The organism is Lacticaseibacillus sp. 30, from assembly GCF_053819265.1.
This window is the reverse complement of sequence record NZ_JBSOQX010000092.1, coordinates 1-264: the sequence shown is the minus strand read 5'-3', so window position 1 is coordinate 264 and position 264 is coordinate 1. Positions and strand designations below refer to the sequence as shown.

1 protein-coding gene is annotated in these 264 nt (G+C 47.7%); it reads right to left on the bottom strand.

What is annotated here, in order from left to right; genetic code table 11:
* Positions 1 to 264 (bottom strand): IS30 family transposase (locus ACWPAB_RS15505; protein ID WP_455692720.1); only part of this gene is annotated, 264 nt, incomplete at both ends.

Below are 264 nucleotides of genomic sequence, written 5' to 3'. Positions count from 1 at the left end.
TTGCCAACGGAGACATTTTCTAGGTTTGTTATTGATAAGCGCTGTGGCTTGTTGAATATCGGTCTCTGAAACCTGATCAAACTGTGTTCCCTTCGGGAAATAGTAGCGAAGTTCTCGATTGAACCGTTCATTTGTGCCCCGTTCATTCGGGTGATAGGCGTGGCAAAAGTAAACCGGTATCCGATAGCGCTTTGTAAGCGCCTGATCGCAGGAAAACTCTTTACCGTGATCAACCGTCACTGATCGAACCGGACCCGGAAAGTC